Origin of the sequence: Nonomuraea sp. NPDC052634 (genome assembly GCF_040678535.1) — a bacterium.
Lineage (GTDB): Bacteria > Actinomycetota > Actinomycetes > Streptosporangiales > Streptosporangiaceae > Nonomuraea > Nonomuraea fastidiosa.
In genome coordinates this window covers 996357-1021176 of record NZ_JBFATY010000001.1, presented here as the reverse complement: position 1 = coordinate 1021176, position 24820 = coordinate 996357, and the positions used below count along the sequence as shown (strand labels likewise).

General features: G+C 72.3%; 23 protein-coding genes and 1 pseudogene. 14 read left to right on the top strand and 10 right to left on the bottom strand.

The features are described 5' to 3' along the window. Window positions 1–141 precede the first annotated feature (141 nt). Window positions 142–1806 carry a 2-succinyl-5-enolpyruvyl-6-hydroxy-3-cyclohexene-1-carboxylic-acid synthase gene (gene menD, locus AB0K67_RS04820; protein WP_364052915.1) on the top strand — a complete coding sequence of 555 codons (1665 nt, stop codon included), beginning with the start codon at window positions 142–144 and terminating at the stop codon, window positions 1804–1806. A 152-nt stretch (window positions 1807–1958) separates the two neighbouring features. Here the strand turns inward: menD and AB0K67_RS04815 are convergent, their stop codons facing one another. Further along, entirely contained in the window at window positions 1959–2852 is an 894-nt protein-coding gene (locus tag AB0K67_RS04815) for a 5'-3' exonuclease H3TH domain-containing protein (RefSeq protein ID WP_364057440.1), read from the bottom strand. Window positions 2853–2901: 49 nt separating this feature from the next. Continuing rightward, window positions 2902–4098 (bottom strand): SpoIIE family protein phosphatase, encoded by a 1197-nt coding sequence (locus AB0K67_RS04810; RefSeq protein ID WP_364052912.1) that lies wholly within the window; start codon window positions 4096–4098, stop codon window positions 2902–2904. Between the two features lie 142 nt (window positions 4099–4240). Here AB0K67_RS04810 and AB0K67_RS04805 point away from each other — a divergent pair, with 142 nt between their 5' ends. The 5 genes from AB0K67_RS04805 to AB0K67_RS04785 all read left to right on the top strand — a co-directional run bounded on the left by AB0K67_RS04805 (window position 4241) and on the right by AB0K67_RS04785 (window position 8560). Continuing rightward, window positions 4241–5350 (top strand): Xaa-Pro peptidase family protein, encoded by a 1110-nt coding sequence (locus AB0K67_RS04805; RefSeq protein WP_364052909.1) that lies wholly within the window; start codon window positions 4241–4243, stop codon window positions 5348–5350. A 5-nt stretch (window positions 5351–5355) separates the two neighbouring features. After that, entirely contained in the window at window positions 5356–6120 is a 765-nt protein-coding gene (locus AB0K67_RS04800) for a protein phosphatase 2C domain-containing protein (protein WP_364052906.1), read from the top strand. A 319-nt stretch (window positions 6121–6439) separates the two neighbouring features. After that, window positions 6440–7213, top strand: a complete 774-nt coding sequence (locus tag AB0K67_RS04795; protein ID WP_364052903.1) for a hypothetical protein — start codon at window positions 6440–6442, stop codon at window positions 7211–7213. Between the two features lie 256 nt (window positions 7214–7469). Beyond that, window positions 7470–8063 carry an ATP/GTP-binding protein gene (locus AB0K67_RS04790; protein WP_364052900.1) on the top strand — a complete coding sequence of 198 codons (594 nt, stop codon included), beginning with the start codon at window positions 7470–7472 and terminating at the stop codon, window positions 8061–8063. A gap of 23 nt (window positions 8064–8086) precedes the next feature. Next, window positions 8087–8560 carry an Lrp/AsnC family transcriptional regulator gene (locus tag AB0K67_RS04785; protein ID WP_364052897.1) on the top strand — a complete coding sequence of 158 codons (474 nt, stop codon included), beginning with the start codon at window positions 8087–8089 and terminating at the stop codon, window positions 8558–8560. A 6-nt stretch (window positions 8561–8566) separates the two neighbouring features. On the opposite strand, the gene AB0K67_RS04780 is transcribed toward AB0K67_RS04785, so the two are convergent. Both AB0K67_RS04780 and AB0K67_RS04775 read right to left on the bottom strand, forming a co-directional pair. Continuing rightward, window positions 8567–8731 (bottom strand): hypothetical protein, encoded by a 165-nt coding sequence (locus AB0K67_RS04780; RefSeq protein ID WP_364052894.1) that lies wholly within the window; start codon window positions 8729–8731, stop codon window positions 8567–8569. Between the two features lie 261 nt (window positions 8732–8992). Further along, complete coding sequence (locus AB0K67_RS04775) at window positions 8993–10189, bottom strand: ROK family transcriptional regulator (RefSeq protein WP_364052891.1); 1197 nt, start codon at window positions 10187–10189, stop codon at window positions 8993–8995. 312 nt (window positions 10190–10501) lie between these two features. Here AB0K67_RS04775 and AB0K67_RS04770 point away from each other — a divergent pair, with 312 nt between their 5' ends. From AB0K67_RS04770 to AB0K67_RS04755, 4 genes are all read left to right on the top strand, one after another. Then, entirely contained in the window at window positions 10502–12694 is a 2193-nt protein-coding gene (locus tag AB0K67_RS04770; protein WP_364052888.1) for an ATP-binding domain-containing protein, read from the top strand. Between the two features lie 770 nt (window positions 12695–13464). Beyond that, complete coding sequence (gene lnt, locus AB0K67_RS04765) at window positions 13465–15012, top strand: apolipoprotein N-acyltransferase (protein ID WP_364052885.1); 1548 nt, start codon at window positions 13465–13467, stop codon at window positions 15010–15012. Beyond that, window positions 15009–15761 (top strand): polyprenol monophosphomannose synthase, encoded by a 753-nt coding sequence (locus AB0K67_RS04760; RefSeq protein WP_364052882.1) that lies wholly within the window; start codon window positions 15009–15011, stop codon window positions 15759–15761. The genes lnt and AB0K67_RS04760 overlap by 4 nt, the downstream gene beginning before the upstream one ends. Before the next feature lie 137 nt (window positions 15762–15898). Beyond that, window positions 15899–16405: an FxsA family protein gene (locus tag AB0K67_RS04755; protein ID WP_364052879.1), complete on the top strand. Its 507-nt coding sequence runs from the start codon at window positions 15899–15901 to the stop codon at window positions 16403–16405. A 215-nt stretch (window positions 16406–16620) separates the two neighbouring features. On the opposite strand, the gene AB0K67_RS04750 is transcribed toward AB0K67_RS04755, so the two are convergent. Next, a complete protein-coding gene (locus tag AB0K67_RS04750; protein WP_364052876.1) occupies window positions 16621–16965 on the bottom strand; it encodes an RNA polymerase-binding protein RbpA in 345 nt (114 codons plus the stop codon). A 492-nt stretch (window positions 16966–17457) separates the two neighbouring features. Here AB0K67_RS04750 and AB0K67_RS04745 point away from each other — a divergent pair, with 492 nt between their 5' ends. The 3 genes from AB0K67_RS04745 to AB0K67_RS04735 all read left to right on the top strand — a co-directional run bounded on the left by AB0K67_RS04745 (window position 17458) and on the right by AB0K67_RS04735 (window position 20599). Further along, the gene (locus AB0K67_RS04745; protein WP_364052873.1) at window positions 17458–17664 is read left to right on the top strand and encodes a cold-shock protein; all 207 of its coding nucleotides are present in this window, start codon (window positions 17458–17460) and stop codon (window positions 17662–17664) included. 302 nt (window positions 17665–17966) lie between these two features. Next, the gene (locus AB0K67_RS04740; protein ID WP_364052870.1) at window positions 17967–19004 is read left to right on the top strand and encodes a universal stress protein; all 1038 of its coding nucleotides are present in this window, start codon (window positions 17967–17969) and stop codon (window positions 19002–19004) included. Between the two features lie 332 nt (window positions 19005–19336). Next, entirely contained in the window at window positions 19337–20599 is a 1263-nt protein-coding gene (locus AB0K67_RS04735) for an MFS transporter (protein ID WP_364052867.1), read from the top strand. A gap of 248 nt (window positions 20600–20847) precedes the next feature. Here the strand turns inward: AB0K67_RS04735 and AB0K67_RS04730 are convergent. Then, a pseudogene (locus AB0K67_RS04730) lies at window positions 20848–20952 on the bottom strand (MarR family transcriptional regulator); the annotation flags it as partial. A gap of 15 nt (window positions 20953–20967) precedes the next feature. On the opposite strand from AB0K67_RS04730, the gene AB0K67_RS04725 reads away from it, so the two are divergent. After that, entirely contained in the window at window positions 20968–21339 is a 372-nt protein-coding gene (locus tag AB0K67_RS04725; RefSeq protein WP_364052864.1) for a hypothetical protein, read from the top strand. 13 nt (window positions 21340–21352) lie between these two features. Here AB0K67_RS04725 and AB0K67_RS04720 read toward each other — a convergent pair whose 3' ends face one another. The 4 genes from AB0K67_RS04720 to AB0K67_RS04705 form a co-directional block, all read right to left on the bottom strand. Then, the gene (locus AB0K67_RS04720) at window positions 21353–22786 is read right to left on the bottom strand and encodes an MFS transporter (protein WP_364052861.1); all 1434 of its coding nucleotides are present in this window, start codon (window positions 22784–22786) and stop codon (window positions 21353–21355) included. Window positions 22787–22855: 69 nt separating this feature from the next. Then, window positions 22856–23650, bottom strand: a complete 795-nt coding sequence (locus AB0K67_RS04715) for a glycerophosphodiester phosphodiesterase (RefSeq protein WP_364057437.1) — start codon at window positions 23648–23650, stop codon at window positions 22856–22858. A 39-nt stretch (window positions 23651–23689) separates the two neighbouring features. Next, window positions 23690–24229 (bottom strand): TrmH family RNA methyltransferase, encoded by a 540-nt coding sequence (locus AB0K67_RS04710; RefSeq protein ID WP_364052858.1) that lies wholly within the window; start codon window positions 24227–24229, stop codon window positions 23690–23692. After that, the gene (locus AB0K67_RS04705) at window positions 24226–24816 is read right to left on the bottom strand and encodes a methyltransferase (protein WP_364052855.1); all 591 of its coding nucleotides are present in this window, start codon (window positions 24814–24816) and stop codon (window positions 24226–24228) included. Before AB0K67_RS04705 ends, AB0K67_RS04710 begins: the two co-directional genes overlap by 4 nt. Window positions 24817–24820: the final 4 nt, after the last annotated feature.

Below are 24820 nucleotides of genomic sequence, written 5' to 3'. Positions count from 1 at the left end.
GGAGCGGGCGGCGCGGCCGTCCGCCGGCGTGCGGCGGATGGAGGCGGCGCCTCCGGTGCCCCCGCTCCGCCTTATGGGGAATTTTCAGCATTTGTCGGCATTTGAGATCCACTGGCTTGGCCGGAAGCAGGAGGCGTCCCGTTGAACCCCGCTACCGCGCTGGCCACGGTGCTGGTCGACGAGCTGGTGCGCTGCGGCCTGACCGACGTGGTGCTGGCGCCAGGCTCGCGTTCCGCACCGCTGGCCATGGCGCTGCACGCCGAGTCGCGGGTGCGCCTGCACGTGCGCATCGACGAGCGCTCGGCGTCGTACCTGGCGCTGGGCCTGGCCAAGCGCTCCGAGCGGCCGGTCGCGCTCATCTGCTCATCCGGCACCGCGGCCGTGAACTTCCACCCGGCGGTCGTCGAGGCGTCGGAGTCGGGGGTGCCGCTGCTGGTGCTGACCGCCGACCGCCCGCCCGAGCTGCGCGGCACCGGCGCCAACCAGACGATCGACCAGCTCAAGCTGTACGGCACCGCGACCCGCTGGTTCGCCGAGGTCGGCGTGCCCGAGGAGCGTCCCGGCCAGGTCGCCTACTGGCGGTCGCTGGCCTGCCGCGCCTACCAGCACGCCGCCGGCGCGGGCAACCCCGGCCCCGTCCACCTCAACGTGGCCTTCAGGGAGCCGCTGATCCCCGACGGCGACACGAGCTGGTGCGAGCCGCTCGACGGCGCCGCGAACGGCCCGTGGGTGCGGGCCAGGGTCGCGCCGCCGCCTGTCGCCCTGCACCTGCCGCCCACCAGGCGCGGCGTGCTCGTGGTCGGCGACGGCGCGGCGAACGTGCGCCGCTACGTGGCCGCGGCCGGCATGGCGGGCTGGCCGGTGCTGTCGGAGCCCAGCGGCGGCGGCCGTTACGGCGACAACGCCATCTCCACCTACCACTACCTGCTGAGCACGCCCGAGTTCGCCGACGCCCACCGGCCCGACGTGGTGGTCACGCTGGGCAGGCCGGGGCTGTCGCGCCCGCTGCTGTCGTGGCTGCAGCGGGCGGAGGAGCACATCGTGGTCGCGCCCGACCTCGACCGCTGGCCCGACCCGACCCGCTCGGCCACCCAGGTCGCGCAGGCCGTGGAGATCCCGGTCGCCTCCGGCGACGACAGCTGGCTGCACGCCTGGCGGCGCGCCGACCGGGCGGTCAGGGCCGTCATGGACGAGGTGCTCGACCTCACCGGCACCAGCGAGCCGCGCCTGGCCAGGGACCTCGTCGACGCGCTGCCGAACGGCTCGCTGCTGTTCTGCGGCTCCTCGATGCCGATCCGCGACCTCGACCAGGCGATGCGGCCCCGGCGGGGCATCAGGTTCATGGCCAACAGGGGCGCCTCCGGCATCGACGGGCTCGTCTCCACCGCCATGGGCGCCGCGCTGGCGCACAACGGCCCCTCGTACGCGCTCATCGGCGACCTGTCGTTCCTGCACGACCAGAACGGCCTCATCCTCGGCCCCCGCGAGCCCCGGCCCGACCTGTGCCTGGTCGTCGTCAACAACGACGGCGGCGGCATCTTCTCGCTGCTGCCCCAGGCGGCCATCCGCGACCCGTTCGAGCGGGTGTTCGGCACGCCGCACGGCGTGGACCTCGGGTACGTGGCGGCGGCGACCGGCACGCCGTACACGCTGGTGTCGGACATCGGCGACCTGCCCAAGGCGCTGCGCGGCCAGGGGCCGCGCGTGGTGGAGGTGCGCACCGACCGCGAGGAGAACGCGCTCGTGCACGCCCGCCTGCGCGAGGCGGCACAGGACGCCGTGCGCGCCTTCCTCAGCGCCTCCTGAGCGCCCTCACCGGACCGCCTCGTCGGCGTCCCCGCCGGACCGCCTCTTGGGCGCTCTCGCCGGACCGCGTCCTGGGCGTGCCCGCTGGACCGCGTCCTGGGCGTGCCCGCTGGACCGCGTCCTGGGTTTCCCCGCCGGACCGTGCGGGGGCGTCAGCGGGCGAGCGCGTCGAGCAGGCGGTTGAGCGGGCCGTCGATGCCGTAGCGGTCGGCCAGCGCGACCAGCGCCTCGGCGTCGCGCGGCTTGCTCGGCAGCGTCAGGTCGGCGTCCGGCAGCGGCGCGTCCTTGGCCACCTCCACCACGGTGGGGGCGACGCGCAGGTAGTCGCGGGCGGCGGCCAGCTTCGTACGGCTGCCGGCCGGGAAGCCGTCGGTCTCGCCCGCGTCGAGCGCGTCGAGCAGCCCGCCGAGCGAGCCGAAACGGGTGATGAGCGCGGCCGCGGTCTTCTCGCCCACCCCGGACACGCCGGGCAGGCCGTCGCTGGGGTCGCCGCGCAGGGTGGCGAAGTCGGCGTAGGCGCGGCCGGGGATGCCGTACTTGGCGGTGACGAACGCCTCGTCGACGATCTGCAGGTTGCGGATGCCGCGCGCGGTGTAGAGCACGCGCACCGGGCGGGAGTCGTCGACGAGCTGGAACAGGTCGCGGTCGCCGGTGACGATGTCGACCGCGCCGCTCGCCTGATGCGCCAGGGTGCCGATGACGTCGTCGGCCTCGTAGCCGGGCGACTCCAGGCGGGCGATGCCGAGCGCGTCGAGCACCTCCTGGATGACCGCGATCTGCGGCACCAGCGCCTCGGGCACCTCCTCGGTGTCGCCGTGCGCGACCCGGTGCGCCTTGTACGTGGGGATCGCCGCCACCCGGAAGGCCGGCCGCCAGTCCGCGTCCATCGTCGCCGCGAGCTGATCGGGCGCGTACTGGCGGACGAGCGTGGCGATCATGTCGATCAGCCCGCGCACCGCGTTGACCGGCGACCCGTCGGGAGCCTTGATCGACTCGGGCACACCGTGGAAGGCGCGGAAGTAGAGGGACGGGGTGTCCAGAAGCATCAGCACGGACCCATGCTGCCATCCTCCACCGACAACCCGCCCGCACCGCTCACTGGTCGAGGATGCCGACCGCCAGCAGGCACGCGTCGTCCTCCGGGTTCGGGCCGCCGATCTCGGCGAGCAGCGCGTCCAGCCCGTCGTCCAGGTCGCGGCCCGACAGGCGGCGGGCGGCGGCCAGCACCTGGTCCAGGCCCTCGTCGATGTCGCGGGTGCGCCGCTCCACCAGCCCGTCGGTGAACATCAGCAGCAGGTCGCCGGGCAGCAGCCGGGTGGTGGCCAGCTCGTACGGGCTGCCGGAGGCCGCGCCCAGCAGCACGCCCCTGGGCTTGGGGAGATGGCTGGCCACCCCGTCGCGCACCAGGATCGGTGCGAGGTTGCCCGCCTGACCCCAGGCGAACACCCGCGTCGCCGGGTCCAGGTGGCCCACGATCGCGGTGGCGGTGGTGTCCTTGAGCTGGTGCATGACCAGCTCGTTCAGCCAGTCGAGCAGCCGGTTGGCGGCCTGGCCGGTCATCGCCAGGCCGACCAGGGCGTGGCGGAGCTGGGCCATCCGGGAGATCGCCGGCAGGCCGTGGCCCGAGACGTCGCCGATGGTCAGCAGCAGCCGGCCGTCGGGGGCGGGCGCGGTCTCGAACCAGTCGCCGCCCAGGTTCGCGGTCTTCTCCGCGGGCACGTACCGCACCGCGACCCTGGTGTGCGGCAGATCGAGACAGCCGACCGGCTCGGGCAGGATCGCCTCGCGCAGCGCCAGCATCACGTGGCGCTCCTCGGCCGCCTGCTCGCGCGCCTCCAGGAGCTGGCGGCGCGACTCCGAGACCATGCGCTCGGCGCGGCGGCGGCCGGTGATGTCCTGGATGACGCCGTGCATGCCGATCGTGCCGCCGGGGCCCGGCAGGGGTTCGAGCACGACCCGCAGGTCGCGTACGTCGCCGGCGCCGCGGCGGATGCGGAACTCGGCCTGCACCGGCTCGACCCCCTGCACCACCGACCACAGCAGCCGGTCGAGCGTGGCCACGTCGGCGGGATCGACGTGCTCGGCCAGGTCGGGCAGCGGGATGGGACCTTCCTCCGGGTCCCTGCCGAAGATCACGTAGACCTGCTCGGACCAGATGGTCTCGCCCGTGTGCAGGTGCCACTCCGCCCAGCCCATGTTGCCCAGCCGCTGGGCGTGCGCCAGCCGTACGGCGAGCATCTCGGCCTCGCTCTCGTGCCCGAGCAGCTCGGCCGCGCCTATGACGTCGACCATCGTTCTCACTCTCGAACGCAGTGGAACTGGACAATTGGCCCCACACTACGTGATCGACCGCTAACGTGGTGTAGTTCTGAGTTGGTGCGTGGCGAGACCTTTTCCCGGTTTTTAGGCGGTGCCGCAAGAGTAGATTGGGCCTGTGACGTCCTCAGATCTGTATCCCGTGTCCCGTCTGGCCGCCGTCCAGGAGGCCACCGCCAAAGCCGGTCTCGACGCCCTGCTGCTCACGCCGGGGCCCGACCTGCGCTACGTCAGCGGCTACGACGCCAAGCCCTTGGAGCGGCTGACCTGCCTGGTGGTGCCGGCCTCGGGTGAGGCGTACATGATGGTGCCCCGCCTGGAGCTGCCCGCCGCCGAGGCGTCGCCGGCGTCCCGGCTGGGGCTCGAGTTCGTGGCGTGGGACGAGACCGACGACCCGTACGCGATCGCCGCCGCCCGGCTCGGCAGGCCGGCCAAGGTGGGGCTGGCCGACCGCATGTGGGCCATGTCCACGTTGCGTTTCCGCGAGGTGCTGCCCGGCACCGAGCAGGTGCTGGCCGGCAGCGTGCTGCGGGAGCTGCGGATGCGCAAGTCGCCCGCCGAGGTGGCGGCGCTGCGCGAGGCAGGCGAGGCCATCGACGGCGTGCACCGCCAGGTGCCCGAGCTGCTGCGGGCCGGGCGCACCGAGCGCGAGGTGGCCAGGGACATCGCCGAGGCGATCCTCGCCTCGGGGCACGCCACCGTCGACTTCGTCATCGTCGCCTCCGGGCCCAACGGCGCGAGCCCGCACCACGACGTGTCCGACCGGGTCATCCAGGCGGGCGAGCCGGTCGTGGTGGACATCGGCGGCCAGCTGCACAACGGCTACTGCTCCGACTCCACCCGCACCTACAGCGTGGGCGAGCCGCCGGCCGAGTTCGCCGCCTACTACGAGGTGCTGCGCCAGGCCCAGGAGGCCGCCTGCCAGGCGGTGCGTCCGGGCGTGTCGTGCGAGTCGATCGACGCCGCGGCCCGCGACGTCATCGCCGCCGCCGGATACGGCGAGTACTTCGTCCACCGCACCGGCCACGGCATCGGCATCGAGACGCACGAGGAGCCGTACATCGTCTCCGGGAACGGCGAGCCGATGGAGCCCGGGTTCGCGTTCTCCGTCGAGCCCGGCATCTACCTGCCCGGCCGCCACGGCGCGCGGATCGAGGACATCGTGGTCTGCACCGACGACGGCTTCGAGCGGCTCAACAACACGCCGCGCGAGCTGGTCGTCGTCTGACGGGCGTGTTCCGCGAGGTCGTATGCGCCACCAGGCCCGGCTCCGCGCGGCCCAACGAGGACCTCGTGATCGCCGGGCCGTCCTGGATCGCCGTGCTCGACGGCGCCACGGCCCCGTCCGGCGTCGACAGCGGCTGCGTGCACGACGTGGCCTGGCTGGTGGGGCGGCTCGGCGGCGCGCTGGCCGCCGAGCTGGCCGGCGACGCCCCCGGCTCGCTCGCCGCGATCCTGGAGCGCGCCATCGAGGCCACGGCGGCGTCCCACGCCGCCACCTGTGACCTCGCCAACCCCGACTCGCCGTCCGCCACGGTGGCCATGGTGCGGGTGCGTGAGCGGCTGGAGTACCTCGTGCTGGGCGACTCGCCCGTGGTGCTCCGGCTGGCCGGGGGAGGGGTGCGGGTGGTGTACGACGACCGGCTCGACCGGCTGCCCGGCGGGCGGCCGTACTCGCTGGAGCTGGTGCGCCGCCTGCGCAACGCGCCCGGCGGGTTCTGGGTGGCCGCCGCCCGTCCCGAGGCCGCCCGCGAGAGCGTCACCGGCGAGATCGCTCTCGGTGACGTGCGCGGGGCCGGGGTCTTCACCGACGGGGTGGCGCGGCTCGTCGACTGGTACGGCCGGCGGTGGGAGGACGTCCTCGACCTGCTCGCCGGGCAAGGGCCGCAGGCCGTCATCGCGGCGGTGCGGGAGCTGGAGAGCGAGCGCGGGCCGGTGTGGGGCAAGCGCCACGACGACGCCACCGCCGCCTGGGGACTGCTGCACGGCCCCGCCTGAGCGCCGTCCCCGCGCGCTTCCGGCAGTCTCACAGGTCCGGCCGTCTCGCAGGCCGCTGAGGCGCGTGAGGGATGGCGCGGGGGAGAGCCGGAGGGGACGGTGCGGCCAGGCTACTGATACCTTGATCGATAGTACGTGATCATGAAAGAATTCCCCTGACAGGTGTATATCCAGGGGAAATGGGGGTCGTCGGGCATGATCCGCGAGCCGGTCGAGCGGCCCTAGGATGCCGGGCGACGAGCTGGACGAGGCGTTCGAGCTCGGCGAGACGTGCGCCCTGGCCGCCGAATGCGGCCGAGATTTGCGGCGATGTGCCGAAATGTACGGTGGGTTGTTCCCGGCTGCCGCCTTCAGCTCCGAGCTCTTCACCGCCCTGACGCTGTCCACCGCCTTCAGCGCGCCGTGGGCGAGCGCTCACCGGCTGAAGGTCGTCAACCGGGCCGCCCTGTGGGTCCTCGCGGTGGACAGGCTCATCGATCACCGCGCGCTCACCCGTTCCCACGTCGACCGCCTGGCGAAGGACTGCCTGGACGTCGCCGAGGGCGCGGCACCGCGCTCGGCGGCCTCCCGCTTTCTCGCCGATCTGCGCGACGAGCTCGGCACGGTCAAGGAGTTCGGCGGCCTGCAGGACGTCTGGGCGGACCAGCTCGGGTGCATGCTTGAGGGCATGGCGCGGGCCTGGACGTGGCGCGACAGGCGCGACCGGCCCTCGCTGGCCCGCTACGTCGACAACGCCGACAGCAGGGGCTCCTGCTTCGTGGACCTGTGTCACTGGATCTACGCGGCCGACGAATGGGCGAAAGCCCACTTGGAGGAGTTGCGCGCGGTCAGCCGTCAGGTGCAGCGCTACCTGCATCTGCTCGGCGACGTCGTGAGCTACCGGCGGGACCTGAGCTGGGGCGGGCTGAACGTGCTTGCGCTGGGAGTGGAGCGCTCGGAGGTGACGCTGGCGATGGCGGATCTGGCCCGCCGGGCGGAGGAGCTGATCGAGCCGGTCGCCGTTCACAGCCCGCGCACGGCCTTCTACCTGCGCAGACAGCTCGGCTTTCACACCGGGTTCACCGGCGTTTCGGACTTTCACTCGCCACGGTAAAGTGCTCGTCTGAATACATGACAGACAAACTTGACTCTTTGCCTGTTAGATCACCGAATAAGCGTGCGACTCGCCACAAACCGTGACATTTTCATTCTTGTAAAAGATTGCGGCTTGAGTGGAAAATGTGGCGTTGCTAGGGTGTCTCGATGCCAGGCATGTGGGCCGACCTTCACAAGCTTCCTTGACAGGTACCACTGACCACGGCACCTGGGGCGGGGTCGCGCATGCGCGAAATTTGTACGGGCGGTGCTGGATGGAATTCGGTCGCTCAGACCGTTGGCGGCTGCCGACCGCGATCAAGATCTTGATCGCCGGAGGTTTCGGCGCCGGCAAGACCACGATGGTAGGGGCCGTCTCGGAGACCAGGCCGCTGCGCACGGAAGAGGCGCTCACGCAGGCGGGCACCCACATCGACGACCTGTCGGGCGTGGAGCGCAAGCTCGCCACCACCGTGGCGATGGACTTCGGCCGCATCACGATCCGCGACGACTACATGCTCTACCTGTTCGGCACCCCGGGTCAGGAGCGTTTCTGGTTCGTCTGGGACGAGCTGGCCATGGGCGCGCTCGGCGCGGTGGTGCTGGCCGACACCCGCCGCCTCGACGACTGCTTCCCGGCCGTCGATTACTTCGAAAAGCGTGACCAGCCGTTCATCGTGGCGCTCAACCACTTCGAGGGCACCACCCCGTTCACGATCGGCGAGGTGCGCTCGGCCATCGGCCTGGAGCCGGACATCCCGATCGTGCGCTGCGACGCCCGCCGCCGCGACTCCGGCAAGGAGGTGCTCATCACGCTCGTCGAGCATGCGATGCGCAGGGGAGCCTCTCCTGTCGGGACCATGTCGTGACCATGACGGGCTACCTTTGACCGATGGAGGAGATCGACCGCCGCATCGTCACGTTGCTGGCCCGTGACGGCCGCATGAGCTTCACCGACCTGGCCAGGGAGACCGGGTTGTCGGTCTCGGCGGTGCACCAGCGCGTACGCCGCCTGGAGAAGCGCGGCGTCATCCGCGGATACGCCGCGATCATCGACCACGACGCGGTGGGGCTGCCGCTGACCGCGTTCGTGTCCATCAAGCCGATCGATCCGGCCGCGCCCGACGACGCCCCCGAGCGGCTGGCCCACCTGACCGCCATCGAGGCCTGCCACAGCGTGGCGGGCGACGAGAGCTACATACTCAAGGTCCGGGTGGCCTCGCCGGTCGCGCTGGAGGACCTGCTGCAGCAGATCCGCGCATCGGCCAACGTCTCGACCCGCACCACGGTCGTGCTCAGCACCCCTTACGAGCACCGCGCCCCCGACGTCGCCGGCGAGCCGCCCGTGGCCGCCGAAGGCGCCTGAGCGGCCTCAGCGGGGCCCGTACGCGGCACGCAGCGCCGCCAGAGCGCTTCCGGCGGCGCCCAGCCGTTCCAGGCCGAGCGGCGCGGCCCCCATGACCGGTGGCCGGTCGGCCACCACCGGCTCGGCGTGCGGCACCCGCAGCGCGAACCCCGACTCCGGCAGCGTGGTCATCAGCGGGTCGCGCGGTCAGCAGGCCGCCGCCGAGCACCACCTCCACCGGCGTCTCCAGCAGGCCGTGCCGGCGCAGGCGCACCTCCGCCGGCGCCGCCACCTCCTCGGCCTGCCGCTCGACCGGCTTCCTGGCCACCGCATCGCCGTCAACGGCCGTCGATGTGACGCCCGCCTGTGTGAGCGCCCAGCAGAGGCCGTACGCGCCGGCGCGGCGGCGACCGCCAGAGGGACGAAGCGCAGGGGGGTGCCTCCTGCCGTCCATCATGACGGGACGGTCGAGCTGAACACCTCGTCGCGTACGGCGGCGAGGGCGAGGTCGAGCGCACCGGCGAGGACGGGGTTGCCCTCGACGCTCGACAGGCGGACGGGCGGCTGGGGAATGGTCAGCGCGTGCAGCTCGTGCTCGACCAGCTCGCGCAGGGTCTCGCCGCCCGGCAGCACGACGCCGCCGGTCAGCACGATCAGGGCGGGATCGACGACCGAGGTGATGGCCGCCAGGCCCACCGCCAGGCGGGCGGCCACGTCGCGCAGCCCGGCCCTGGCGTCGTCGGCCTCCTTCCCGGTGCCGGCCGCCGCACGCACGGCGTTCGCGACGGCCTGGCGGAAGTCGGAGCCGCGCACGCCGTACGAGCGCAGCAGCTCCAGCACCGCGGGCCCGCCGGTCAGCGCCTGGTAGCCGTGGCTCGCGTAGCGCCCGGCCTCGCGGGCCGTCGGCGCGCCCGGGATCGGCATGTAGCCCACCTCGCCCGCGCCGCCGGTCGCGCCCCGGTGCATGCGGCCGCCCAGCACGATGGCCGAGCCGATGCCCTCGTCGGCCCACAGCAGCACGAAGTCCTGCTGCCCGCGCGCCGCGCCGTGCGCCTGCTCGGCCACCGCCACCAGGTTGACGTTGTTCTCCACGTCCACCGGCACGCCCAGCCCGGCGCTGAGCGTGGGCACCAGGTCGGGGATCTGCCAGCCCGGCACGTCCTCGGCGGCGGCGTAGCCGAGCCTGCCGGTGGTCGGGTCGATCGCGGCCTGCACGCCGATCACCACCCGGCGCAGCTTGTCCGGCGGGTTCGCGCCGCGCAGCGCCGCGTTCAGCCGGTCCACCAGCTCGCCGTGCGGGCGGCGCGGAGTCGGCAGCACGTACTCGCCGGCGACCGTGCCGGTGATGTCGGCCACCTTGGCCTCGATGCGGTCGGGGGTGACGTCGAGCGCGGCCACGTACGCGGCGGCCGGGTTGATCCGGTAGACCTCGGCCGTACGGCCCGGCAGGCCCTCCCTGACGCCGTCCTGCACGACCAGCCCCGCCTGCTGGAGCCGGAGCAGGAGCTGGGAGGCCGTCGGCTTGGACAGGCCGGTGATCGCGCCGATCTCGGGACGGGTCAGCGGCCCCCGCTCCAGGAGCGCCTGCAGGGCCGCGCGATCATTGATGGCACGTAGCAGACTGGGGGTTCCGGGCACCGGGCCGCTCACAGCGTCTCCTTCGCTAGGTTAGGAAACTTTCCTAACTGACGATGACCCTAAGAAGCCGCAGGCGAGACGGTCAAGAAGTGAGACCAAGACGTGATCGGGAAAGGGGGAAAGTGCTGAGACCAGTGAAGCAGGCGTGCTAATGTCGGCGTTTGTCGCAACAACAAGCAGAATGGCCCGGAGTGTCCCATTAACCACATTAACGGTCAGGCGGCAACGCGTCAAACCGAACTGGCAAAAGAGCAGGCGTACGTCACCCGCCTCTACGACCGCCTCGACACCCTGCGCGAGCGTACCCAGCGGCAGCTCAAGGAGGTGCTCGCCGCGGGCGCCGTCGGCACGATGCAGAACAGGTCCGAGCGCGACACGTTCGCCGGCATGTACGCCTCGCGCCTCGCCCGGCTCTGGGCGGTCGAACGCGGCCTCGCCTTCGGCCGGCTCGACCACGTCGAGGAAGGGCGGCTCTACATCGGCAAGATCGGCATGACCGACGACGAGCAGCGCCGCCTGCTCATCGACTGGCGGGCGCCCGTCGCGCAGCCCTTCTACCGCGCCACCCCCGCCGCCCCCATGGGCGTCACCCGCCGCCGCCACCTGCAGACCAGGGGGCGCCAGGTGGTCGGCGTCGATGACGACCTGCTCGACATCGACGCGCTCACCGACGACGACCGCGCCACGCTCAACGGCGAGGCCGCGCTGCTCGCCGCGCTCGACGAGCGGCGCACCGGCCGCATGCGCGACATCGTCGCCACCATCCAGGCCGAGCAGGACCGCGTCATCCGCAGCGACCTCAACGGCGTGCTGGTGGTGCAGGGCGGGCCCGGCACCGGCAAGACCGTCGTGGCCCTGCACCGCGCCGCGTACCTGCTCTACACCCACCGCGAGCGCCTCGAACGCCGCGGCGTGCTCATCATCGGGCCCAACCTCACCTTCCTGCGCTACATCGAGCAGGTGCTGCCCTCGCTCGGCGAGACCGACGTGCTGCTGTCCACGATCGGCGAGCTCTACCCCGGCCTCACCGCCACCGCGCGCGAGCGTCCCGAGGTGGCCGCGCTCAAGGGCGACATCCGGATGGCCGACGTGATCGCCAAGGCCGTACGCGACCGGCAGCGCGTCCCGCGCAAGGCGATCGAGCTGCCGCTCGGCCGCATCACGCTCACCATCGACCGGCAGATGATGGAGACCGCCAGGAACAAGGCCCAGCGCTCGCGCCGCCCCCACAACCAGGCCCGCACCGTGTTCGTGCGCACCCTGCTCAACGCGCTGGCCAGGCAGCAGGCCCGCAAGATCGGCAAGGGGCTCATCGACGACGAGGAGCTGGCCGACCTGCGTGAGGACCTGCGCACCGAGCCGGTCGTCAAGGCCGCGCTCAACCGGCTGTGGCCCTACCTCACGCCGCAGGGACTCCTGCTCGGCCTGTACGGCTCCGCCGAGCGCCTCGGCTACGCCGCCTCCTCGCTCACCCCCGAGGAACGCCTGCTGCTGCGCCGTGACGGCGGCGAGTGGACCGAGTCCGACGTCCCGCTGCTCGACGAGGCCGCCGAGCTCCTCGGCGACATCGACGAGCAGGTGCTGCGCGCCACCGCGATGCAGGCCGAGGAGGAGCTGGCCGCCGCCAGGCAGGCGGCGGAGAACGAGCGCGAGGCCGAGCTGGCCTACGCCCGCGAGGTGCTGGAGCTCACGGGCCTGTCCGACGTGATGGAGGCCGAACGCCTCGCCGAGCGCCAGCGCGCCGACGGCCCCCAGCTCACCACCGCCGAGCGCGCCGCCGCCGACCGCACCTGGGCCTACGGGCACGTCATCGTGGACGAGGCGCAGGAGCTGTCGCCGATGGCCTGGCGGGCCGTCATGCGCCGCTGCCCGACCCGGTCGATGACCATCGTCGGCGACATCGCCCAGACCGGCTCGGCCGCCGGGGCGCGTTCCTGGGCGGAGGTGCTCGACCCGTACGTGGCCGGGCGCTGGCGCCAGCAGGAGCTGACCGTCAACTACCGCACCCCGGTCGAGCTGATGGACGTCGCCGCCCGCGTGCTCGCCACCATCGACCCGGAGCTGCGGGCGCCCATGTCCGTGCGCGAGGCGGGCACCCGGCCCTGGTCGGCGCCGCTCGCGGCGCTGCCGGACCTGGTCGCCGCCGAGGCGGCCGATGGCGGCAAGGTGGCCGTGGTCGCCCCCGACGACATGGTGGCCGACCTCGGCGCCCGGCTCGCCGCCGCCGTGCCCGGCACGGTCGCCGTCACGCCGGGCGCCGGGCGGGGCAGGGGTGCCGAGGCCCTGGACGCGCCCGTCGCCGTCATGAGCGTCGCGGACGCCAAAGGGCTCGAATTCGACTCCGTCATCGTGGCGGAGCCCGATCTCATCGCCGCCCAGTCGCCACGAGGGCCCAGCGACCTGTATGTTGCTCTCACGCGTGCGACGCAGCGGCTCGGGGTCGTCCACGAGCGCCCGCTGTCGCCCGCGCTGCGGGACTTGCCAAGCCGCTCACCGGAGCCCGCGAATGGGGTTTGACCGGCTTTGAAGCCGCCAGTCAAACATGTCCTAGCTGCTGAAACTTGATGTTTCTGCTGATCGGGACACGGTTGACATCTGAGGTGGAGTCGGTAGTTTGCTGCGCAGTCCAGCACGGGACTTGGCCGGTTGGCCGTCTCTGACATCGCCGGATCCTGCGTCCGTGACGGAGCGCGACTCCGTCCACACAGCCAGGTGCAGGGCCGTCGGTCCGTCGAGTCGGGGCACCCCAACCGGGCGGGGGGTTGGACCCGGGACGGGTCCGGGAGCCCAGTAGACAACGGAATTCCGCGCTCGCCGCCGACGAGACGGGTCCGGTCCGAAGGGTTTCCGGGCCCTCTTCCCGTTCCCGTGTTCCAGGACCGCCGACGCGCCGGGTGGTCCCGCCCAGATCGCTGCGGGACCGCCCTGCCGTCTTTCCCCTTCTCCGATCTTCTGCGGGGTGTGCCGGTCTGAGTGCGGCCCGGGAGCGGTAGCGTTTTCGCAAGCAGGCGTTTGCGAGGTGGCGAGGAGAGCCCGGAGTGGTGCAGGACCGTACGAATCCCACGCCCGTGTCCGGGCGGGCCGCTGTCGGCACGACCGCCGACGCCCCGGTTGCCGCCGCGAAGCCGGAGCTTGACGCCCTGGCCGCCGCCGGTGAGGCGCAGCCGGCCGCCACGGCCGGCGCTGCTCAGGCGCCGCCCGATGTCCATGCCGCTGGAGCCGAGGCGCGGTCCGAGGCTCAGGGGGCATCCGAGGGCGATGCCGGGCGCTCGGGGGAGGGGCGTGCGGTGCCGGGGGAGAGGTGGCAGGTGCTGCTCGCGCGGATGCTCGCCGCCGTCACCGGTGGCGTGACGCTGTTCCTGGCGTTCCCGCCGCTCGACTGGTGGCTGTGCGCGCCGCTCGGCATCGGCCTGATCGCCGCCTCCCTCTACGGCGCCCGCCCCCGCCGCGCCGCCTGGCTCGGCTACCTGGGGGCGGCGGCGTTCCTGCTGCCCGGCGTCGCCTGGGTGCGCACGATCGGCGACGACGTGTGGCTCATGCTGGTGGCCACCGAGAGCGTCTTCTACGCCGCCATGGCCGCGCTCGCGGCGCCGGTGTTCCGGCTGCGGGCCTGGCCGCTGTGGTTCGGCGGCCTGTGGGTGCTGATGGAGTGGGCGCGCGGCCTGGTGCCGATCGGCGGCTTCCCGTGGGCGCGCGCGGCCTTCAGCCAGGGCGAGTCGATGTTCACCCCGTACGCCGCGCTCGGCGGCGCGCCGCTGGTGTCGTTCGCGGTCGCGCTGTGCGGTGCGCTGCTCGCGTACGCGGTGGTGGACCGGCGGCAGTTCGCGGTCAAGGGCCCGATCGGGGGCGCGGGCAGGCTGGTGCCGGTCGCGCTGGCGGTGGCCGTGCCCGTGCTGGGGCTCGCGGTGCCGAGGTACGGCGACGAGGGCCGTACCGTCAACATCGGCATCGTGCAGGGCAACGTGCCGGGCCGCGGCATGTACGCGCTCGGCGACGAGCCCGCCGTGGTGCTGCGCAACCACGCCAACGAGACCAAGCGCCTGGCCCAGGCCGTACGCGACGGCAAGCTGCCCAAGCCCGACATCGTGGTCCTGCCGGAGAACTCCACCGACATCGACCCCTACCGCGACGAGTACGCCCGCCAGGTCATCCACGACTCCGTGCGCGACGTCGGCGTGCCCACGCTGGTCGGGGCGGTCGTGGCCATCGGCGAGGAGAACCGCGCCACCCGCAGCCTCGTCTGGGACCCGGTGACGGGGCCTGGCGCCTACTACGACAAGCAGCATCTGGTGCCGTTCGGGGAGTACACCCCGTTCAAGGAGATCGTGCTGGCGCTGTGGGAGCGGGCGAACCTCGTCGGCAGGCAGTCGGTGCCCGGTGACAAGCCGGGCGATCTGAAGATGGGGCCGGTCACGATCGGCGCCGTCAACTGCTACGAGGTGGCCTACGACGACACCGTACGCGGCACCGTGCGGGCCGGCGGCACCCCGCTCGTCGTGCAGACCAACAACGCCAGCTACGCCCTGTCCAACCTGCCGCCGCAGCAGCTCGCGATGTCCAAGCTGCGTGCGGTCGAGCACAACAGGGCCGTGGTCACCGCCGCCACGACCGGTATATCCGCTTATGTCACGCCTGACGGTAAGGTCTCCTGGCAGACCCGTGAGCTTGTCGCTGACATGAACGTGGTCAAGGTGCCCGTACGTACGCAGGAAACAATCGCCACAAAGGTGGGCGCACTTCCTGAATGGGCATTGATGGTAATGGGAGCGGCGGCTGCCGGGTTCGCCGCGTGGCGTGGCAGGCGGCGAGCCGATCAAATGAGGAACGACGGATGATGGAGAGTCTCGGCCGGGTGCTCGTCGTCGTGCCGACGTACAACGAGCGCGACAACCTGCCGGCGATCGTCCAGCGCGTACGCGCGGCCGTGCCGGAGGCCCATGTGCTGGTGGCCGACGACAACAGCCCCGACGGCACGGGCGAGGTGGCCGACGCCCTCGCCGCCGACGACGAGCAGGTGCACGTCCTGCACCGGCCGGGCAAGCAAGGACTCGGCGCGGCCTATATCGCCGGGTTCCGCTGGGGGCTCGACGAGGGCTTCGACGTACTGGTCGAGATGGACGCCGACGGCTCGCACCAGCCCGAGGAGCTGCCGAAGCTGCTGCAGGCGCTGGCCGACGGCGCCGACTTGGCCATCGGCTCCCGGTACGTGCCGGGCGGCAAGGTCGTCAACTGGCCGCAGCGCCGCGAGCTGCTGTCCAAGGGCGCCAACCTCTACACGCGGGTGATGCTCGGCCTGCCGGTCCGTGACGCGACCGCGGGCTTTCGCGCCTACCGCGCGGCCACGCTGGAGAAGGTGGGCCTGGCCGGCGTCGAGTCGCAGGGCTACTGCTTCCAGGTCGACCTGACGCTGCGCACCGCGCGTAACGGGCTGCGGGTGGTGGAGGTGCCGATCACGTTCGTGGAGCGGACGGTCGGCAAGAGCAAGATGAGCGGCAAGATCATGTCCGAGGCGCTGTGGCGGATCGGCATGTGGGGCGTCACCGGGCTGCCCAAGCGCCTCAAGGGGGACGGGCCGCGCGGCTAGCGCCAGAGGGCGGGCGGCTCCTGCGGCTTGCCGCAGGGGCGGAGGATCGCGCGGCCCGCGGCATCCGGCGGAACGCTCAGCAGGCGCCGGGCGTTGTCCAGTGCAGTGACGCGTGTGCGGAAACGAGGATTTGAACGATGCGGCTGCTGCTCTTCCTGGCCTTTCTGGTCATCCCCATCCTGGAGATCTGGCTGCTCATCCAGGTCGGCCAGGTGATCGGCGGACCGGCCACGATCGCTCTGCTCATCGCCGACAGCCTGCTGGGCGCGTGGCTGGTGCGGCGCGAGGGCAGGAGGGCGTGGCGGGCGCTGCAGGAGGCCCTGCAGAGCGGCCGGATGCCCGATCGGGAGCTGGCCGACGGCGGCATCATCCTGGTGGGCGGCACGCTGCTGCTCGCGCCCGGCTTCTTCCTCGACGTGTTCGGCCTGCTGTGCCTGATCCCGGCCACGCGGCCGATGATGCGCCGGCTGGGCTCGTGGTTCTTCGAACGGCGGATCAAGCGGCTGGCGCAGTCGTCCCCGTACGCGAACCTCTTCCCGCCCACGTCCGGCTTCCCCGGCGACGACCCCGGCCCCGCCTCAGGCGCGCCTCGCGGCACCCGCGTGGTGCACGGCGAGGTCATCCGCGACGACAACGAGTCCTGAAGCGCATCCGGCTCTCAACCGCATCCGGCCCGAGGAATGCTCGACGGGTTGCAGGGGCGTTCGATTGGCCGAGGACACCACACGTGCGGCCGACAGAGGACACAACAGTGCGGTCGGCCGAGGACACAGCGGCCGGCCGAGGGCACAAGTGCGGCCGGCCGAAGGCACAGAGAAACCCCCGGGCCTGAAGCCCGGGGGTTCACCGTGAGAGGAGGTCAGGCGCTCTTGCGACGCTGGGCCCGGAGGACCGCGAGCCGCTCGTTGAGCACCTCCTCAAGATCTTCGATGGACCGCCGCTCCAAGAGCATGTCCCAGTGCGTCCGCGGGGGCTTGGTCTTCTTGGATTCCGGCTGCTCGCCGTCCACCCGCACCGCGGTGGCGCCGCACATCCGGCACTCCCAGCTGGCGGGAATCTCGGCCTCGGCGGCAAGCGGAACCTCGAAGCGATGGCCCTTCGGACAGGTGTAGGACACCTCCTGGCGCGGAGCCAGGTCCGTGTTACGGTCGTTCTCGTAGCTGGTTGCCCCGAGCCGGGTGCCACGAAGCGCGCGCTCGCCCATGTTTACATGCCTCCTACAGGGCCCCCTTGCGTGGGGGGTCTGTCTCCCACGGTGTCTAACGCTTGGTACCGTGATGGGATTCCCACCTGTGAGGTGATCCAATCGCGCTTGGGGCCATGGTTCTTCAGGTGATCGCCGATCAGGGCCGTAACCTGCGGTGATGCCGGTGCTCGCGCGGCACGGGGGGCATATATCCGGATTTTTTTGCCCGCACGTAGCCCGCCGTCCGGCGTGTGAGCCGCCCCGCCTGCCGTCCCGCCGCGTGCCATGAGGGGCGAAGCGCTCGCTCCGGTGGCCGGGTTTGGCGGCCGGGGGGATGCGTGATAGCGTGAACGAGTTGCAGTTGTTGTACCCATAAGACTTTGTGCGCGTCTGGCAGAGTGCGGCTGGACGCGTTTTTTGTTTTCTCCCGGTCATCTCCGGATGGGCTTTCACGCGGCGACACCGCGGTCCGCACGGTGCGGATCGCACCCATCTCTGAAGGAGATCGACATGGCTACCGGAACCGTCAAGTGGTTCAACTCTGAAAAGGGCTTCGGCTTCATCGCGCAGGACGGCGGCGGGTCCGACGTCTTCGCCCACTACTCCAACATCGTCTCCGACGGTGGCTACCGCGAGCTGTTCGAGGGGCAGAAGGTGTCCTTCGACGTCGTGCAGGGCCAGAAGGGCCCGCAGGCGGAGAACATCGTGGCCGCCTGACCAGGCGAGCATGTAACGGGCCGGGCCCGCATCCCTTCGGGGGTGCGGGCCCGGCCTTCTCGCGTGCGGGGCCTTCTCTCCGGCCGGTGCCGGCGGTCTTCAGGTGCGGGCCGGCTCGCCGTGTCCGGGCTCGCATCTGCTCCGGAGCGCAGGCCCGGGTGGTGCGCGCTGCGGAGGTTCGGGCTGCGGGGACGTCAGGCCGGTGGCCCAAGGGCAGGTCAAAGTCTCATGGCCGGAGAGTCGGGGCCGGTCGCCAGGGCAGCGCACCCATGAGGGCCGGACACCTCGTGGGGAGGGCCGTGGTGCGGGAGCCTGGCGTGGGGTGCGTCCTGGTGGGCTACGACGAGTCGCCGGGGAGCGAGCAGGCGCTGCGGTGGGCGGTGCAGGAGGCGCGGCTGCGCGGGCGCCCCGTGGTCGTCTGCCACGCCTGGCACTGGCCGTACGCGCTGCGCCCCGTGAGCCGGACGCTGCTGGCGGAGGTCGAGCAGGTCGCCGCCGGGGTCGTGGAAGAAGGCGTGCGGCGGGCGCGTGCACTGGGCGGTCCGCTGGACGTGCGTCCGCTGCTGGTCAAGCGGCCGGCCGCCGCGGTGCTGCTGGAGGCCGCTCACGAGGCGGAGCTGGTGGTGCTGGGCTCGCGCGGGGTCGGAGGGTTCGAGGACCTGCGGGTGGGGTCGGCGGCCGTCCAGGTGCCCGCGCACAGCCCCGCCCCGGTCATCGTGGTACGCCCCGACGGCTCGTCCGAGGAGCCGGCCGGTGGCGAGCAGGCCGTGGCGTACCCGGGCGACCTGTCCGGGGAGCGGGCCGGCGGTCTGGAGCGCCCTGGCGGGCCGTCGGAGAGGCAGGGTGGCGAGGAGTGGGACGTGGCGTACCCCAGCGGCGTGGCCGACGAGGACGCCGGTGGGGTGCGGATCGTGGTGGGGCTGGACGGGTCGCCGGCCAGTCAGGCGGCCTTCCGGTTCGCGTTGCGGGAGGCGGCGCTTCGCGGCGGCTCCCTCGAGGCGGTCTGCGGCTGGTGGGATCCCTGCGACCGTCCGGGGGAGGACGAGCAACCGTTCGTGGACGCCAGGTCCATCCGGGCCGGGGCCAAGAGGAGCTTCGAAGAGGCGGTGCGCCGCCTGGCCTCCGGAGGGCCTGGCGTGCCCGTGACGGCCGACTTCGTGACCGAGCGGCCGCCCAGGGCGATCGTGGAGCGCGCGAGCGGGGCGACGCTGCTCGTGCTGGGGCGCAGCGGCAGGCGGGCGGGCGCGCTCATCGGGCCGGTCCTCCAGGCCGCGCTCGCCGAAGTGCGCTGCCCCGTCGCCGTCACCCCGCCCCCGCACTCCCGGAAGTGCGCTGCGTGATCATCGTCACTCGCTGACGCACATAGACTCCTGAGTGGTTAGCGTCCTCATGGGGAGTCTGGGGGCGGTTTTTCGGAAGAGTGATGTGTTTCACTCAACTCGATGGGCAATTCTTGCGTCGGATCTGACAGGGTGTTGATCGGTTCTGTGAAAGTGCCGCCACGCCGCATCCGGCGCGACGGCCCGTACGGCGGACCATCTCGCGTCGCGAGTTGACGTCGTACGGGCGGATCGGTTGAACTCCGGGCGGGGGCGCCAGGCGCGGAGAGCGTCCCCGCCCGGTCGCCCGTCGGCCGCCGCGCCGCGCCTCGCCGTCCACCTGAGCAGACCGCATGGCCCTGAACGGAAGGTCGATGCCCGCGCCCGATCAGCAAGCCCGGCGGGCCCGTGCCGCCGTCGCGGCGCTGTTCCTCACGAACGGCGCCGTGTTCTTCAACGTCGTCCCGCGCTACCCGGAGATCAAGGCGGGGCTCGACGTCGGCAACGCGGTCTTCGGCGGCGCGGTGGCGGGCATGCCGATCGGGGCGCTGCTGGCCGGGCTGTTCGCGGGTGCGGCCGTGCGCCGCTTCAGCTCGGCGCGGGTCGCGGCGTTCGGGGTCGTGGCCATGGCGGTCGTGACGCCGGCGATCCCGTTCGTGTCGCACTGGACGGCCTTCTGGGGCGTGCTGTTCGTCCTGGGCGCCCTCGACGCGGTCATGGACGTCGCCCAGAACGCCCACGGCCTTCGTGTGCAGCGCCTTTACCGGCGTTCCATCGTGAACTCGTTCCACGGCGTGTGGAGCATCGGCGCGGTCCTGGGCGGGCTGATGGGCTCGGCCGCCGCCGGGCTGCACCTGCCGCTCTCCGTGCACCTCACGATCTCCGCCGTGCTGATCAGCGCCGTCGCCCTGGTCGCCTACCGTTTCCTGCTCCCCGGCTCCGACGATGCCGAACGGGCGGTCGTGGCGACGCCGGCTCCTGAGCGGCCGGGCGTGCTCTCCGAGGCGTCCGGTGACGCGCCGGGGCGTGCCGGCAGGCGGTGGCGGCCGGCCGTGCGGGCGCTGATCGCGCTCGGCGTGCTGGCCGCCTGCGGCGCGCTCGTCGAGGACGCGGGGGAGTCATGGGGTGCGCTGTTCCTCAGCGGCGACCTGGGCGCCGGCGCCGCCACCGCCGGGCTCGCCGTCGTCGTCTTCCAGGCCGCCATGACCGTCGGGCGGCTCACCGGCGACCGCGTCGTGGACCGCTTCGGCAACCGGACGGTCGCGCGGGCCGGGGGCCTGCTGGCCGCCGCGGGGATGGGCGGCGCGCTGGCGGTGCCCTCCGTGGCGACGGCACTGGCCGGGTTCGCGCTGGCCGGGCTGGGCGTCGCCACCGTCGTACCGGCCGCCATGCACGCCGCCGACGAGCTGCCGGGGCTGCCTCCTGGCGCCGGGCTGACCGTCGTGAGCTGGCTGCTGCGCGGTGGTTTCCTCATCTCGCCGCTCATCGTGGGGGCCGTGGCCGACCTGGCCGGGCTGCGGATGGGCCTGCTGTCGGTCGTGTTCGCCGGAGTGATGACCGTCCTGCTCGCCCGATCCCTGGCCGGCCGCTTCCGCCCCAGAAGCGAGCGAGCGTGACGGCGGCCGTCCCTCTGCGGAGGGGCGTCAGGCGCGGCTAGGCGTCCTCCTGGGCCTCGGCGACGGCGGACTCGTACGCGAGCAGCGTGTCGACGACCAGCCGCCGCTGCTCGGCCGTCAGCGGCGCCAGCGCGCTGCCAGGCCCGCGCCCCCGGGGACAGCCACCGTGAGATGGCCGGCCGGCTCGCCGGGCTGATGTCGACGATGCGGCGGCGCCGGTCGGCGTCGTCCTCCCGCCGCTCCAGCACGCCTTTGCGGCTCAGCTCGCCGACCAGGAGGCTCACGGTGGTCGGCGCGACGCTCAGCCGGTCGGCGAGCTGGGAGACGCTCAGCGGGCCGTCGAGCAGGAGCATCGACAGCAGCGACAGATGCCGCGGCGCGAGGTCGAGCGAGCGCAGCTCCTCGGGCGGCGGATCGAGGCGCTGACCGACGCCGTCGTCGCCGTCTACGGTGAGTGGGCGCGCGAGATCGCCGAGGTCCGGCTCGTCGGCGTCCCGGCGGGCCGCTGGGGCATCGGCGGCAAGCCCGCCGCGGATCCCGCGCCGAGCGTGACGTTCGCCATCAAGGAGGCCGCCTTCGGCCGGCCGGACGCCGACGACATCGTGGCCCGCCTGATCTCCGGCGTGACGGACGTGATCGCCGCCGTCGTCGGCGAACGCGTCCGCCCCAGGGTGAGTGTCGACCTGGTGGGCATGCCCGCCGGGCGCAGCGGCGTCGGCGGGGTCGTGCTCACGTCCTAGCCGTCCGTGGGCGTCAGATGCGCTCGGGGACCTCGTTGCCGGCCGCGCGGATGGCCTTGGGCAGGTTCGTCAGCGCCAGCAGCACGAAGCCGATCACGAAGAACACGATCATCGACATGATCGCGATCCGGTAGCTGTTGGTGAGCTGCAGCGCGATCGTCACCGTCAGCGCGCCGATGAACGCCGAGCCCTTGTCGCTGATCTGCAGCAGGCTGAAGTACTCGGCCTCCCGTCCCTTCGGGATGACCAGCGAGAACAGCGAGCGCGACAGCGCCTGCGTGCCGCCCAGCACGATCGCGATCGCGAACGCCATGAGGTAGAACTGCACCGCCTGCCCCTCGGCCACGAACATGGCCATCGCCACGATCGCCGTCCACAGCACGAGGCTCGCCAGCACCGTGCGCTTGGTGCCGAAGCCGCGCGCCAGCCGGCCCAGCAGCAGCGCGCCGAAGAACGCCACGAACTGCACCATGAGGATCGCGGTGATCTGCACGGTCTGCGGCAGCTTCAGCGCCTCCGACGCGAACGCCGCGCTGTTGGCGATCACCGTCTGCACGCCGTCGTTGTAGACCAGGTACGCCACCAGGAACAGCAGCGTCAGCGGATACTTGCGCAGCCCGGCGATGGTGCGGCCGAGCTGCCGGAGGCTGCCGCCGACCGAGGCCAGCGCCGTCGTCTCGTGGGCGGGCACGGGACGGTTGCGCAGCCGCAGCAACGGGATGATCGTGAACGTCGCCCACCACAGGCCCGCCGACATCATGCAGATCCGCACCGCCATGCCCTCGGTCAGCCCGAGGTTCTCGTGCTGGAGGTAGAGGACCAGGTTGAGCGCGAGCAGCAGGCCGCCGCCGAGGTAGCCGATCGCCCAGCCGCGCGAGGAGACCGCGTCGCGTTCCTCGGCGGTGGAGATCTGCGGCAGGAACGAGTCGTACACCACGACCGAGGAGCCGTAGGCCAGGTTCGCGATGACGAACAGCACGCCGCCGAGCATGTAGCGGTCGCCCTCGACGAAGAACAGGCCCATCGCGGCCAGCGCGCCGATGTAGGCGAACACGCCGAGCATCTCGCGCTTGCGCCCGGTGTGGTCGGCCAGCGCACCCACGATCGGCAGGAACACGATCTGCAGCAGCACCGCGACCGTGGTGATCAGGCCGAAGAACGCGGCCGGCCGGATGTCGGCGCCGAGCACGTCCACGTAGCCGAGGCCGGGGTTGGCGGCGGCCAGCTCGTCGAAGGCCGACACGCACGTGTCGGAGGCCACGTCCGGGAAGTCCTTGGCACAGGCCGCGGTCTTGGCGACCGGGATCAGGTAGGGGCCGAGGAAGACCGAGATGACCGCGGTGTAGAAGGCGGAGTTGGCCCAGTCGTAGAAGTACCAGCCGCGTTGCTCGCGGCGGCGCGCTGCGGGGGAGTCGTCGAGGGCCGCGGGGGGTGCGGATGCGGGCATGGTGTCGTGTCGCTCCTCTGGGGCCCTCTGCGCGGGGGCCGGGCGTGTCGGGACGGTGCCGCTACGATCTCAGGCCGCCAGGCCGGAATGCCAGAGCCCGCGGCGGTCGAGCACGTTGCGCAGGCCGGTGACGTTGTCGGTCATGATGCCGTCGACGCCGAGATCCAGCAGCTGCTCCATGCGGGCGGTGTCGTTGATCGTCCACACGTGCACCTGCATGCCGATGGCGTGCGCCGTACGGACCAGGGCGCGCGTGGTGACCCGCAGCCCGCGGAAGCCGACCGGCACCTGCGCGCAGGGGATCCCGGAGCGCGACAGGCGCGCCAGCGTGCGGCCGTAGCCGGAGGTGGCGGCGGCGGCGCGCAGCGCGGCCACGCCGCGCGGGCCGAGCGAGGAGCACACCTCCCTGCCCAGCGCCCGCCTGGCCGCCTCCAGGCGCTCGTCGTTGAACGAGGTCAGGCAGATCCGGTCATAGGAGTTGGTACGCCTGATCGCCTCGGCCAGCGGGCCGATGGCCGCCCACTCCTTGACGTCGATGTTGAAACGGATCTCCGGCCACGTGCCGAGCAGGTCCTCCATCAGCGGGATCTCGTGCACGCCGTTGATGCGCGCCTGCTTGACCGTCCGGTAGGGCAGCTCGGAGATGCGGCCGCGCCGGTCGGTCACCCGGTCGAGGGTGTGGTCGTGGAAGGCGATCAGCACCCCGTCGGAGGTGGCGTGCGCGTCGGTCTCCAGGTACGTGTAGCCGAGCCCGATCGCGCGCTCGAAGGCGGCGACGGTGTTCTCAGCGCCCTCGGCCGCACCACCGCGGTGGGCGAAGGCCAGCGGGCCCGGATGGTCGAGGAAGGCGAATCGACGGCTCAGCACGTGGAGAAGTATGCCCCTTCGTGATGAACGGTGCGGTTACGAATCGGGGAGATTCTGCCACTCCTGCCGCCGCGCCTCGGCGAGCGCGATGGCCGCCGCGACCGCCACGTTGAACGAGCCGACCCGCCCGACCTGCGGGATGTAGCAGGCGCCGTCGACGGCCTCCAGCAGGGCCGGGGAGCAGCCGTGGTCCTCGCTGCCGACCACCAGGCACACGTCGCGGTCGAGGTCGGCGCGGTGCAGCGGCACCGACTCGGCGGTCAGCTCGATGGCCAGCACCGCGTAGCCCTCCTCGCGCGCCGCCTTGACCGCCTCGGTGGCCGGGACCGGGTCGTGCCAGGTGACCAGGCGTTCTGTGCCGAGCGCGGTCTTGCCCGCCTTGGGGTTGGTGGGCGGGGTGGCGTTGCCGGCCAGCCAGATCTCGTCCACGCCGAACGCGGCGGCGCTGCGGAAGATCGAGCCGATGTTGAACGGCCCGGTGACCGACTCGACGATGAGCGCGAGCCGGTTGCCGGTGTTCCTGCGCCAGGTGCGGTTGAGCCGCTTGACGTCGGTGGGGCGCAGCTGTTTTCTCAACGGGTCACCTTCAGGATGCGGTAGGCGGCCCGGCTGGCCTCGCGTGAGGCCTGCCAGCCCTGCTCGCCGAGCCAGCGCTGCAGGGAGTCCGAGCCGAGGTGTTTCTGGACGACCAGGTGGGCCACGCCGTCGGGCGTCAGCCGGGTCAGCCACCTGGTGAGCATCTCGTGCAGCGCCTGCTTGCCGATGCGGATCGCGGGGTTGGACCAGATGGCGCGGAACGTCACGCCGTCCGGCACCTCGTCGATGTGCACGGCGCGCACGTTGCCGAGGCCCGCCTTGCTCGCGTTGCGCTCGGTCAGCTCCAGGCCGCGCCGGTTGACGTCGATCGCCCACACCGTGGCGCCGGGCGCCCGCTTGGCCATGGTCAGCGCGATGGGCCCGTAGCCGCAGCCCAGGTCGAGCAGGTCGCCCTCCTGAGGCGGCGGCGGGACGCTCTCCAGCAGCACGCGCGTGCCGACGTCGATCCGCTCGGGCGAGAACACGCCGCGGTCGGTCTCCAGCCGCAGATGCAGGTCGGGCAGGACGAGATCGACCGACGCCGGCCTGCTCGCGGTCTCGGGCTGCTCGGAGAAGTAATGGGCCACGTCG

What these genes read in the sequence shown, in the direction of transcription:
- AB0K67_RS04745 (WP_364052873.1), top strand. Translation starts at nt 17,458, where the DNA reads ATGGCTACCGGAACCGTCAAGTGGTTCAACTCTGAAAAGGGCTTCGGC.
- AB0K67_RS04780 (WP_364052894.1), bottom strand. Translation starts at nt 8,731, where the DNA reads ATGACCACGCTGCCGGAGTCGGGGTTCGCGCTGCGGGTGCCGCACGCC.
- AB0K67_RS04735 (WP_364052867.1), top strand. Translation starts at nt 19,337, where the DNA reads ATGGCCCTGAACGGAAGGTCGATGCCCGCGCCCGATCAGCAAGCCCGG.
- AB0K67_RS04815 (WP_364057440.1), bottom strand. Translation starts at nt 2,852, where the DNA reads ATGCTTCTGGACACCCCGTCCCTCTACTTCCGCGCCTTCCACGGTGTG.
- AB0K67_RS04785 (WP_364052897.1), top strand. Translation starts at nt 8,087, where the DNA reads ATGGAGGAGATCGACCGCCGCATCGTCACGTTGCTGGCCCGTGACGGC.
- AB0K67_RS04795 (WP_364052903.1), top strand. Translation starts at nt 6,440, where the DNA reads ATGTACGGTGGGTTGTTCCCGGCTGCCGCCTTCAGCTCCGAGCTCTTC.
- AB0K67_RS04750 (WP_364052876.1), bottom strand. Translation starts at nt 16,965, where the DNA reads ATGGGCGAGCGCGCGCTTCGTGGCACCCGGCTCGGGGCAACCAGCTAC.
- AB0K67_RS04725 (WP_364052864.1), top strand. Translation starts at nt 20,968, where the DNA reads ATGCCGCGGCGCGAGGTCGAGCGAGCGCAGCTCCTCGGGCGGCGGATC.
- AB0K67_RS04760 (WP_364052882.1), top strand. Translation starts at nt 15,009, where the DNA reads ATGATGGAGAGTCTCGGCCGGGTGCTCGTCGTCGTGCCGACGTACAAC.
- AB0K67_RS04790 (WP_364052900.1), top strand. Translation starts at nt 7,470, where the DNA reads ATGGAATTCGGTCGCTCAGACCGTTGGCGGCTGCCGACCGCGATCAAG.
- AB0K67_RS04720 (WP_364052861.1), bottom strand. Translation starts at nt 22,786, where the DNA reads ATGCCCGCATCCGCACCCCCCGCGGCCCTCGACGACTCCCCCGCAGCG.
- AB0K67_RS04755 (WP_364052879.1), top strand. Translation starts at nt 15,899, where the DNA reads ATGCGGCTGCTGCTCTTCCTGGCCTTTCTGGTCATCCCCATCCTGGAG.
- AB0K67_RS04810 (WP_364052912.1), bottom strand. Translation starts at nt 4,098, where the DNA reads ATGGTCGACGTCATAGGCGCGGCCGAGCTGCTCGGGCACGAGAGCGAG.